Raw genomic sequence first — 11,873 nt, forward strand, 5'->3', positions numbered from 1 at the left:
GAGCTTGGTCTCTTCGGACCGCGAGTTCACGGGGGCTGGACGGCACATCGCGGGGTGTATCCATCTCCACCGTGACGCGGGGGTTCTCCTCCGGTGCCACCCTCGGAGCGGCATTTTGTTCAGTGTGCGAACGCAATCCGGGCGGTGCGTCAACGGCCGGGATTCATCCGACGGGGCGCCGCTCGTACCGCGCCGATCCAGCAGCAGGTCAAGGCCATTTGGATAGACTCTTGACAAATTAGTGGCCCGTTGCCAGCATGCGAAACTCCCGCGGGTTTCCCGTGGATGTTCGGTGCCGTACCACATGCCCTCGCACGGATCGCACGGACCGCACGGACCGCTCGGATCGCACGGCTGCTCATCGGGTGAAGGGACATCACTCGGTCGGCAGGTTCCTCCCTGAGTGAGACACGGTGGCGCGCTCGCCCGCGCTGCCGCCTGTCTCGCTTCCCTTGATCAGGTATGGAAGGACGCTCGATGTCAGGACTCTCAGGACGGCCGCGCCCGAGACAGAAGTGGCTGAGGTGGCTCGCGGTACTGGGTCTGGTGGTGAGTGGCGGCGCGATCAGCGTCCCCACTGCCGCCGCCCACCCCGGTCACCCCGGCCACGAGGAAGCACCGGCGGCGCCTGCCGCCATTCCGGCAGGCGACTACCAGCAAGTACAACTCGCGCTCGGTTCGGCCGAGTTGGGCGAGGCGATGTCACTCGCCGTACTGCCCGACCGCGCCGTCGTGCACACGGCGAGGGACGGCACGGTCCGCTACACGGACGCCGCGGGCAACACCAAGTCGGCGGGCAAGCTGGACGTCTACACCCATGACGAGGAAGGCCTCCAGGGGATAGCCGCCGACCCGAACTTCCAGAGCAACCGGTATCTGTACCTGTACTACTCGCCCAAGCTCAACACCCCCGGCGGCGACGCCCCCGTCACGGGCAACGCCGCGGCCTTCGAGCCGTGGAAGGGCCACCTCAACCTCTCGCGCTTCACGCTCAAGGCCGACAACACGCTCGACCTGGCCAGCGAGAAGGTCGTGCTGGAAGTCCCCAACGACCGTGGTCAGTGCTGCCACGTCGGCGGTGACATCGACTTCGACGCGCAGGGCAACCTCTATCTGACGACGGGCGACGACACCAACCCGTTCGAGTCGGCCGGCTACTCGCCGATCGACGAACGCACCGACCGCAACCCGCAGTTCGACGCCCAGCGCTCCTCGGGCAACACCAACGACCTGCGCGGCAAGGTCCTCCGTATCAAGCCCACGGCGGCCGGCGGCTACACCGTGCCCTCCGGGAACCTGTTCGCGCCCGGCACCGCGCGCACCCGCCCCGAGATCTACGCGATGGGCTTCCGCAACCCGTTCCGGATGTCCGTCGACAAGGCCACCGGCATCGTCTACCTCGGCGACTACGGACCCGACGCGGGCGTCACCAACGCGAGCCGCGGCCCCAGCGGCCAGGTCGAGTTCAACCGCATCACCGGACCGGGCAACTACGGCTGGCCGTACTGCACCGGCACGAACACGGCCAACGAGACCTACAGCGAGTTCACCTTCCCCAGCGGCCCCTCCGCCGCCAAGTACAACTGCGGTGCTCCCGCGAACAACTCCTTCCGCAACACCGGTCTGCCGACCCTGCCCGCCGCCAAGTCGAGCTGGATCAAGTACGGCGGCGACGCGGGCTCCCCGCCCGAGTTCGGCGGCGGCTCCGAGTCGCCGATGGGCGGCCCGGTCTACCGCTACGACGCCAATCTCAACTCGAACGTGAAGTTCCCTCAGTCGCTCGACGGCCGCTTCTTCGCCGGTGAGTACGGCCGCAAGTGGATCAAGGCCATCGAGGTCAAGGGCGACGGCACCCCGGGTGTCATCGAGGCGTTCCCGTGGACCGGTACCCAGGTCATGGACCAGGCGTTCGGCCCCGACGGCGCGCTGTACGTCCTGGACTACGGCACCGGCGGCAACAACCAGGCCCTGTACCGCGTCGAATACCTCGCGGGCGCCAACCGCAACCCGGTCGCCAAGGCCGCCGCCGACAAGGTGTCCGGCCCCACCCCGCTGACCGTCGCGTTCTCCTCGGCCGGCAGCTCCGACCCCGAGGGCAAGGCCCTGACGTACTCCTGGAACTTCGGCGACGGCACCACCTCCACGGCCGCCAACCCGAGCCACACCTACACCACCAAGGGCACCTTCCGGCCGACGCTCACCGTCCGGGACCCGGAGGGCCTGACCGGCACGGCGAGCCTGGTCGTCACGGCGGGCAACACCGCCCCGACCGTGACCCTCGGCAGTCCCAAGGACGGCCAGCTGTTCTCCTTCGGTGACACCGTGCCCTTCCAGGTCACCGTCAGCGACCCGGAGGACGGGACCATCGACTGCTCCAAGGTCAAGGTCACCTATCTGCTCGGCCATGACGAGCACCGGCACCAGATCACCCAGGCCACCGGCTGCTCGGGCAATCTGAATGTGCCCGCCGACGGTGAGCACGACAGCGCCGCCAACATCTACGGGGTCTTCGACGCCGAGTACACCGACGGCGCCGGACTGACCTCGCACAGCGTCCGTATCCTCCAGCCCAGGCACCGCCAGGGTGAGCACTTCGGCGCCCAGTCCGGCATCCAGGTCGCCGCGCACGGCAACGCCGAGGGCGGCAGCACCGTCGGCTTCACCGACAACAACGACTGGATCTCCTTCAAGCCGTACAACCTGGCCAACGCCAACCGGATCACCGCCCGCGTGGCGTCCGGCGGTGTCGGCGGCAGCCTGGAGGTCCGCGCCGGATCCGCGACCGGCACACTGCTCGGCACGGTGGCAGTGGCACCCACCGGCGGCTGGGAGAACTTCGTCGACGTGTCGGCGAACCTCACCAACGCCCCCGCCGCGACCACGGAGTTGTTCCTGGTCTTCAAGGGAGTGACCGGCCAGGGCAACCTCTTCGACGTCGACGCCTTCACCCTCGCCACCGGCACCAGCGGCTCCAGCCAGACCGTCGAGGGCGAGTCGTTCAGCTCGGGGCAGGGCGTCCAGGCGGCCGACCACGCTCCGGCGAGTGGCGGCAGGACGCTCGGCTACATCGAGAACGGCGACTGGGCGGGCTACGCCGCCGTCCCGACGGCCGGGACCAAGACCTTCTCGGCGAAGGTCTCCTCGGCCGGCGCCGGCGGCACCGTCACGATCCGCTCGGGCTCGGCCACCGGAGCCGTCCTCGGCACCGTCGCCGTCCCCAACACCGGTGGCTGGGAGACCTTCCGAGAAGTCTCCACCGCGCTGACCGGCACCGGGTCGTCCGGGGCGCTGTTCCTCACCTTCAGCGGTGGGGCCGGCTCGCTCTTCGACATCGACACCCTCACACTCACCAAGTGACGCGAGTCAAGGAGACAGTGATGCTCCGTCAGCTCCGCACCCTGCCGAAGACCGCCGCCGCGGCCTTCGCCCTCACCCTCGGCCTCGCCGCGTCACTCCTGGCACCGGCCACCGCGGCCCAGGCCGCCGATCCCGCCTACCGGGTCCTCGTCTTCTCCAAGACGGCGGGCTTCCGCCACGACTCCATCCCCGTCGGCACCCAGACCATCCGCGACCTCGGCGCGGCCAACAACTTCACCGTCACCGCCACCGAGGACAGCAACGCCTTCACCACCGCCAACCTGGCCAACTTCAAGGCCGTCGTCTTCCTCTCCACCACCGGCGACGTCCTGAACGCCAGCCAGCAGACCGCCCTCCAGGGGTACGTGGACGGGGGCGGCGGCTACTTCGGCGTCCACGCGGCGGCCGACACCGAGTACGAGTGGCCGCACTACCAGACGCTCGTCGGCGCCTGGTTCAAAAGCCACCCGGCGATCCAGCGGGCCACGCTGAAGAACGAGGACCGGTCGCACGCGGCCACCGCCCATCTGGGCCAGACCTGGTCCCGTACCGACGAGTGGTACAACTACCGCACCAATCCCCGCCCGCAGGTCCGGGTGCTCCAGAGCCTGGACGAATCCACCTACACCGGTGGGGAGATGAGCGGCGACCACCCGATCACCTGGTGCCACCCGCAGGGCAGCGGCCGGTCCTTCTACACCGGACTCGGCCACACCCAGGAGTCGTACGCCGACCCCGCGTTCCGCTCGCTGCTGCTCGGCGGCATCCGGTACGCGGCGGGCTTCGCCAAGGCCGACTGCCGGGCGGAGACCGGCTACACCACCCTCTACAACGGCTCGACCACCGGCTGGTCCCAGGCCGGCCCCGGCAGCTTCACCAACACCGACGCCACCTTGAACTCGACAGGGGGCATGGGCCTGTACTGGTACCGGGCGAAGGAGTACGCCTCGTACTCCCTCAAGCTGGACTGGCGCATGGCCGGTGACGACAACTCCGGTGTGTTCGTGGGCTTCCCGGCCTCCGACGACGTCAACACCTCGGTGAACCAGGGCTACGAGATCCAGATCGACGCCACCGACGCGGCCGACCGGACCACCGGGTCGATCTACGGCTTCAAGGCCGCCGACCTCGCCGCCCGGGACAACGCGCTCAACCCGCCGGGCAGTTGGAACACGTACGAGATCCGGGTGGAGGGGGAGCGGCTCCAGGTCTTCCTCAACGGCGTACGGATCAACGACTTCACCAACACCGACCCGGTGCGCTCGCTCCAGCAGGGGCACATCGGGATCCAGAACCACGGCACCGGTGACGACGTGTCCTTCCGCAACATAAGGATCAAGGAACTGGGCGGCACCAACCCGCCCCAGTCGACCACCTACGAAGGGGAGTCCTACACCTCGGGACAGGGCGTCCAGCCCGCCGACCACGCTCCCGCGAGCGGCGGCCGGACGCTCGGCTACATCGAGAACGGCGACTGGGCCGGTTACTCGCAGGCCTCGCTCGCCGGGGCCAAGACCTTCGCGGCGAAGGTCTCGTCGGCCGGCGCCGGTGGCACCGTCCAGATCCGCTCGGGCTCGGCGACCGGACCGGTCGTCGGCACGGTCGCGGTGCCGAACACCGGCGGCTGGGAGACCTTCCGGAATGTGTCCACCACGCTGACGGGCACCCCGACCGGACCGCTGTTCCTCAGCTTCACCGGGGGCGGCGGCTCGCTGTTCGACATCGACACCTTCACGATCGGCAGATAGCGGACGCGCTGGTCCGGCCGCCCCCGGATCCGACGCGGAGCCGGCGGGCGGAGCCACCGGACAGGCTGTAAGTGAGCGGTGGAACGGCAGAGTTGGCCCCGAGGAATCATCCTCGGGGCCAACTCAATTTTCCGTATGGCTTGTGTCAATGACATTGACGCGTCGTACCTGATACGTCATGTATGAGACATGACCTTCACGCCGACTCCGATACCGTCCCGCACCCAGTACGTCCTGGAGGCGATCAAGCACGCCATCCTCACGGCGCGGCTCCGGCCGGGGCAGGCGCTGGTCGAGGCCGAACTCGCCGCCCAGTTCGGCGTGTCCAAGACACCCGTACGCGAGGCGCTCAAGACCCTCGCCGGTACCGGACTCGTCGTCATGAGCCAGTACAAGGGCGCCGTCGTACGGCACGTCGACGCGGCCATGGCGCGGGAGGTGTACGACGTGCGCCTGCTGCTCGAACCGGAGGCGCTCCGTCGCACGGTGAGCCGTGCCGCCCGTCTCGACGCGGCCCAGGACGCCCTGGAGCGGGCCGAGTCGGCGGCCGACCGGGCGGACAGGTCGCTCGCCAACCGTGACTTCCACCGGGCACTCTATCTGCCGTGCGGCAATCCCCTGCTCGCCCGGATGCTGGACGAGATCCGCGACCAGGCCGCCCTCGTGTCGACCGTGGCCTGGGCGTCGGTCCCGACCTGGGAGCGCGAGGCGGCGGAGCACCGCGAGATCCTGCGGCTCGCCGTCGCCGGGGACGCGGGGGCCGCCGGGAACGCGCTCCACCACCACATCGCCTCGTTCGTACGCCGCGCGTTCCCCGAGGAGACGGCGCCCGTCAGCTCGTCGTCGGACGGGTCCGACGACGGAGGACCCGTGCCTCCCACGGCGCGAGCGTGATCGTGCCGGCCGGCGGCCGGGGATCGGGGACGTTCCCGATCAGCAGCTCGGCGTCCCGCCAGCCGTCGTCCGGCGGTTCGATCTCGGCCGGCCCGCCGGTGAAGTTGCCGAGGACCAGCAGTTCGGTCGCCGTGCCGTCGGGCGCCGCCAGCCGTCGCGCGAAGGCGTACACGTGCGGGTCGTCCGGCAGCAGCATCGTGAAGTCGCCGTAGGCCACGGCCGGTTCGCGGTGCCGCAGCTCGATGAGCCGGCGGTAGTGGTGGAAGACGGACGCCGGATCGTCGTACGCCGCAGCCGCGTTGACCTCGGTGTGGTTCGGGTTGACCGGGATCCACGGGGTGCCGGTGGTGAACCCGGCGTGCGGGGAGGCGCCCCACTGCATGGGCGTACGGGCGTTGTCCCGGCCCATCGCCCGCAGTCCCGCCAGGACCCGCGCCGGGTCGGCGCCCCCGTCGACCGCCTCCGCGTAGTGGTTGAGCGACTCGATGTCGCGGAAGTCGTCGATGGAGGTGAACAGGGCGTTGGTCATGCCCAGTTCCTCGCCCTGGTAGATGTAGGGCGTGCCGCGGTGCAGATGCAGCACGGTGGCGAGCATCGTCGCGGACCTGACCCGGTGGGCGGGCCCGTCGTCGCCGAAGCGGGAGACGACACGCGGCTGGTCGTGGTTGTTCCAGTAGAGGCTGTTCCAGCCGGTGTCGGCGAGGGCGTCCTGCCAGCGGCCGAGCGACGCCTTGAGGTCGAGCAGATTCAGCGGCGTCACGTCGAACTTGCCGTCGCCGTGGTCGAGTCCGACGTGCTCGAACTGGAACACCATGTGCACCTCGGCGCGCGCCGGGTCGGTGAAGAGCCTCGCCTCCTCGACGGTGACACCCGGCATCTCGCCGACGGTGAGCAGCCGTTCAGGGCGCCCGGCGAACACCTCGCGGTGCATCTCCTGGAGGAACTCATGGATCCGGGGGCCCGCGCCGTGGTGGGTGCGGTCGGGCAGCGCGGGGTCCTTGGAGATGAGATTGATGACATCCATCCGGAAGCCGTCCACACCCCGGTCGAGCCACCAGTTCATCATCCGGTGGACGGCCGAACGGACTTCGGGATTCTCCCAGTTGAGATCGGGCTGCTTGCGGGAGAAGAGATGCAGGTAGTACGCGTCACCCGGCTCGTCGTACTCCCAGGCGGAGCCGGAGAAGAAGGAGCGCCAGTTGTTGGGCTCGGCCCCCGGGGTGCCGGGCTCCGCGCCGTCCCGGGCGGGCCGCCACCAGTACCAGTCGCGCTTGGGGCTGTCCGGCCCCTGCCGGGACTCGGTGAACCACGGGTGCTCGTCGGAGGTGTGGTTCACCACGAGGTCCATGACCAGCTTCATGGAACGCGCGTGGACCGCGGCGAGCAGGTCGTCGAAGTCGGCGAGGGTGCCGAAGGACGGGTCGATGTCCTGGTAGTCGCTGATGTCGTAGCCGTTGTCGTCCTGCGGGGACGGGTACACCGGCGACAGCCACAGGACGTCGACGCCGAGAGCGGCGAGATGGTCCAGCCGGCCGATGATGCCGCGCAGGTCCCCGACGCCGTCGCCGTCGGAATCGGCGAAGCTGCGCGGATAGATCTGGTAGACGACCGCCGACTTCCACCAGGCCTCGGAAGAGGGGAAGTTGGGGGCGGTGTCGGTGTCGGTGCTCATGTGCTGGACCTCGCATGGGTACGCCGGTGTTCCGGTGCCGGTCAGATTCTGCTCGCTTCCACGAGCACGAGACGTTCCGGGTGGAGCGTCGGTGCCCGCACCCCGGTGACGGCCAGCAGCCGGCCGGTCAGCTCCACCCCGTCCGCGCGCTCCCACCAGAGCGGGTCGGACCGGTGGGGTCCCTCGGTCCGGTCGCCGGGCCGGTGGGGCCGGATCCGGTAGCGGGCGTCCGCGTCGAGTCCGGGCAGCAGCACCTGGCCGGCCGGTGATGTCACGCTCGTCGCCGTCTGGACCAGGGCGTACAGGGCGTGCGAACGGTCGGCCGCCACCACGCCGTGCACCCACAGCGCCGGATCGGGATGGTCGCCGTGCACGACCGTGCCGGAGTGCAGCAGCGGGCGGAGCCGCTTGTACGCGGTGACCCACTCGGCCAGCCGGGCGCGCTCGTCGGCGTCGGCGGCGGTGAGGTCCCACTCGATGCCTAAGTGCCCGAACAGGGCGGTCCCGGCCCGGAAGTCGAGGGTGTGGGTACGCCCGGTGGTGTGCGCGACGGGTGAGCCGACGTGCGCGCCGAGGAGTTCGGGTGGCAGCAGCAGTCCCGTCCAGCGCTGGATCTGCTGGCGTTCGAGCGCGTCGATGCAGTCGCTCGTCCAGACGCGGTCGGTGCGTTCGAGGACTTCGAGGTCGATCCGGCCACCGCCGGAGGAGCACGACTCGATCTCCAACCCGGGGTGCCGTGCGCGCAGTTCGTCCAGCAGCCGGTAGGTCGCGGCCGTCTGTACGTGGACCCCGGCCGTGCCCGTAGGGCTGTGCCCGGCCTCCACGAGATCCCGGTTGTGATCCCACTTGAGATAGTCGATGTCGTACTCGCCGACCAGCGCGTCCAGCCGCTCCAGCAGATACTCGTACGCCCCGGCGTGGCCGAGGTCGAGCACCTGCTGGTGCCGGGACTCCGGCGGGAGCCGCCCGCCCGTGGCCAGGATCCACTCGGGGTGCGCGCGGGCGAGATCGGAGTCGGGACTGACCATCTCGGGCTCGACCCACAGCCCGAACTCCATTCCCAGCGACCGGACATGGTCGACCAGCGGCCCCAGTCCCTCGGGCCAGACGGTCTCGTCCACATACCAGTCGCCGAGCCCGGCCCGGTCGTGCCGCCGTCCCTTGAACCAGCCGTCGTCCAGCACGAAACGCTCGGCGCCCACCTCGGCGGCGGCGTCCGCCAGCGCGGTGAGCCTGCCGAGGTCGTGCTGGAAGTACACGGCCTCCCAGGTGTTGAGGGTGACCGGCCGGGGCCGCCGGGGATGCCGGGTCCTGGCGCGCAGATGCCGGTGGAAGCGCCCGGCCAGCTCGTCGAGCCCATGGCCGTACGATCCGACGACCCACGGGCTGGTGTACGACTGGCCGCCCGCCAGCCGGACTTCGCCCCCGAGCAGCGTCTCCCCGCCGCCGAGCAGCGACACACCGGCCGGGGTGCGTTCGGCGAGGGTGCGGTGGTTGCCGCTCCACGCCACGTGCAGGCCCCAGACCTCGCCCGTACGGAAGCCGAATCCGCGCTCGCCCGCGAGATGCAGCAGGGTCGCGTCGGTGCCCGTACGGCCCCGGCGGTTCTCCCGCAGATGTGTCCCCAGCGTGAACTCGTGCCGCTGCGGGCTGCGTTCGCGCGCGTGCCGCCCGGTGAGATCGAGGAGTTCGGTGGCCCGGGCGGGCACGGGGAGGGCGAGCAGCAGACCGTCGAGGACGTACGGGCGTTCGCCGGTGTCGCGGTTGGTGACGGTGGCGCGCTGCCGTACGAGCCCGGAGGCGGTCAGCTCGATCTCCAGCACGAGTTGGAGCCGCGCGTGTTCGTCCACGGCGTCGACGGTCAGCTGCTGAGCCTGGGGGGCGTCGGGTGTGCGGACGGTACGGATCGAGCGGACGGTGAAGGCGGTGGAGAAGTCGGCGCCGTCGCGATGGCCGGTGAGGCCGGGTGTACCGAGCCAGCCCGCCGAGTGCTCCGGCAGGAGGGACAGCGGCACGGGCAGGTCCAGGGTGTTGGACATCTGCCGGGCGGCACTGACGGTGGCCAGCTCGGCGAGCGCGGAGTGGTCGATGTCCCCGAGGTCGTCGCCCCAGTGGAGCACCCGGGGCAGCCGGCCGCCGGTGTGGTCGAGGACCAGGCTCGTGCCGGGGGCGCGGAGATGGAGGTAGCCAGGGGAGTGACCGGTGGGCATACGGGCTCCTCGGATCGTCCGTCGTCTCACGTTAGTTTCGGGGTGGAAGTTTCCACTCGTCAACAGGTCGCTGAGCTGCCGTCGTTATGGCCGGAACAGGTCTCTCCTCGCATGTTTACTTCCGATGTAGAAGTAAAGGAGGGCGAGCTGGCAGGATGGACGGACTCAGCCACCGCACGCGCCGGGCTCCTCGCGGAAGGTCTTCCCTTGCACGTGACACCAGCGCCGTGGACCCCGCTGTCCGGCGCCACGCACGCCGTCGCCCTGGAGGTCCTGCGCCGCGGACCGCTGTCCCGCAGCGAACTCGCCCGTCGACTCGACCTCTCCGCGGGCAGCCTCACCCGGCTCGCGAAGCCTCTTCTGGACAGTGGGCTGCTCGTCGAGTCGGGCGGTACCGGCCACGCGTCACGCGCCGGCCGCCCCACCCGGCCGCTCGACATCGTCGCCGACGCGCACCATTTCATCGGCGCCAAGATCACCCACGAGGACGTGCACGCCGTGGTGACCACGCTCCGCGCCGAGGTGGTCGCCTCCGCGCGGGCGGAGCTGCCGGGCCGTGACCCGGCCTCGGTCGTCGCCGTCCTGCGTACGCTCGCGGCCGGACTCGTCGCCGAACTCGCCCCACGGGCACGGCGGATCACGGCCGCCGGCGTGAGCCTGGGCGGCAGCGTGGCCGACCACGCGACGGTCACCGCGGCGCCGTTCCTGGAGTGGGACGACGAGGTGCCGCTCGGCGCCCTGCTCTCCGACGCGCTCGGGGTGCCCACCGCCGTCGACAACGACCTGCTCGCGCTCACCCGCGCCGAGCACTGGTTCGGCGCCGCACGGGGCCGCGACCGGTTCGCGGTCCTCACCGTCGGCGCGGGCATCGGCTACGGCCTCGTCATGCACGACCGTGTCGTGGACAGTTCGGACGCGGGCGTCGGCCTGCTCGGACACTTCCCGCTGGACCCCCTGGGACCGCTCTGCCCGCGCGGGCACCGCGGCTGCGCCACGGCGATGCTGTCGACGGCCTCGCTGCGGGCCGCCGCGTCGGTGGGACTGCGGAGGGACGTCGGTTACGACGAGTGCCTCGATCTCGCGGCGTCCGGCGACCCGGTGGCCGGTCCGCTGGTCCTGGCCTCGGGCCGGGCACTGGGGCGGCTGGTCGCCGCCGTCGCGAATCTCACCCTCACCACGGAGATCGTGCTCACCGGCGAGGGCGCGCGGCTGGCGGAGGTCGCTCAGGACGCGCTGCGCGAGGGCCTGGCGTACGACCGGGATCCGCGCGCGTCGGCCGTCTCGCTCGACGTACGGCCGGTGGACTTCGGCCTCTGGGCACGCGGTGCGGCGGTGACGGCCATTCAGATGTACGTGCTGGGCCGGAGCCCGGGGGAGTGAGTGTTCCGACCGCGTCGGGGTCGCGCCCTGACCCCGTCGCGGTGGTACGTGACGCCGACTCGTCCGGCCGTCACGTACCTCCCGTCACCACTGGTACGGGAGGTACTTGCCGTCCATCGTGATGACCACGCGGTCTCCGGCCGGGTCCGGTACGCGCTGGACGTCGAGCCGGAAGTTGATGGCGCTCATGATGCCGTCGCCGCACTGCTCGTGGATCAGTTCCTTGATCGTCGGACCGTAGACCTGGACGACCTCGTACAGCCGGTAGATCGTCGGGTCGACCGGCACGGCGGCGTCCAACGCCCCGCGCGTCGGCTGGAGTTGGAACGCGAGAGCGGCGTCGTCCTCGAGTTCGAGGAGCGCTGCGGCGGTCGCGGCCTCGTCCTTGCCCATCGGGTGCTGGCCGAGCAGCGCCGCCGTGGTCCAGGCGAGCGGTTTGCCCACCGCCTCGGCGAGTTGGGCCCAGGTGACCCCGGTCTTCACCTTGGCCTGACGGACGGCCTCGGCGGCTTCGTGCTTGCTGAGCATGTGCATCTCCATTCCCGGACTGCGGCCTGGTAGCACGCGGCCAAAGCATAGGAGAGAGGCACCGGGAAGAGACAGGCCAGGAAT

At 70.4% G+C, this 11,873-nt stretch carries 7 protein-coding genes; 4 read left to right on the forward strand and 3 right to left on the reverse strand.

Annotation, left to right across the window (positions count from 1 at the left end):
- The first annotated feature begins 477 nt into the window (after positions 1-477).
- The 3 genes from ACFYNU_RS30660 (at position 478) to ACFYNU_RS30670 (ending at position 5,999) form a co-directional block, all read left to right on the forward strand.
- Positions 478-3,357: a carbohydrate-binding protein gene (locus ACFYNU_RS30660; RefSeq protein WP_356592660.1), complete on the forward strand. Its 2,880-nt coding sequence runs from the start codon at positions 478-480 to the stop codon at positions 3,355-3,357.
- 20 nt (positions 3,358-3,377) lie between these two features.
- On the forward strand, positions 3,378-5,105 hold the full coding sequence (locus tag ACFYNU_RS30665) for a ThuA domain-containing protein (protein ID WP_356592662.1): 1,728 nt from the start codon (positions 3,378-3,380) through the stop codon (positions 5,103-5,105).
- 189 nt (positions 5,106-5,294) lie between these two features.
- Positions 5,295-5,999 carry a GntR family transcriptional regulator gene (locus ACFYNU_RS30670; protein WP_356592664.1) on the forward strand — a complete coding sequence of 235 codons (705 nt, stop codon included), beginning with the start codon at positions 5,295-5,297 and terminating at the stop codon, positions 5,997-5,999.
- Here ACFYNU_RS30670 and ACFYNU_RS30675 read toward each other — a convergent pair.
- The gene (locus ACFYNU_RS30675) at positions 5,938-7,671 is read right to left on the reverse strand and encodes an alpha-glucosidase (protein ID WP_356592666.1); all 1,734 of its coding nucleotides are present in this window, start codon (positions 7,669-7,671) and stop codon (positions 5,938-5,940) included. The two genes, ACFYNU_RS30670 and ACFYNU_RS30675, sit on opposite strands and share 62 nt — an antisense overlap.
- A 41-nt stretch (positions 7,672-7,712) precedes the next feature.
- On the reverse strand, positions 7,713-9,881 hold the full coding sequence (locus tag ACFYNU_RS30680) for an alpha-galactosidase (protein WP_356592668.1): 2,169 nt from the start codon (positions 9,879-9,881) through the stop codon (positions 7,713-7,715).
- 213 nt (positions 9,882-10,094) lie between these two features.
- On the opposite strand from ACFYNU_RS30680, the gene ACFYNU_RS30685 reads away from it, so the two are divergent.
- Positions 10,095-11,261 carry an ROK family transcriptional regulator gene (locus ACFYNU_RS30685; RefSeq protein WP_356592748.1) on the forward strand — a complete coding sequence of 389 codons (1,167 nt, stop codon included), beginning with the start codon at positions 10,095-10,097 and terminating at the stop codon, positions 11,259-11,261.
- Between the two features lie 84 nt (positions 11,262-11,345).
- On the opposite strand, the gene cynS is transcribed toward ACFYNU_RS30685, so the two are convergent.
- Complete coding sequence (gene cynS / locus ACFYNU_RS30690; RefSeq protein ID WP_356592670.1) at positions 11,346-11,789, reverse strand: cyanase; 444 nt, start codon at positions 11,787-11,789, stop codon at positions 11,346-11,348.
- Positions 11,790-11,873: the final 84 nt, after the last annotated feature.

This window comes from Streptomyces sp. NPDC006643, assembly GCF_042870175.1.
Classification (GTDB): Bacteria; Actinomycetota; Actinomycetes; order Streptomycetales; family Streptomycetaceae; genus Streptomyces.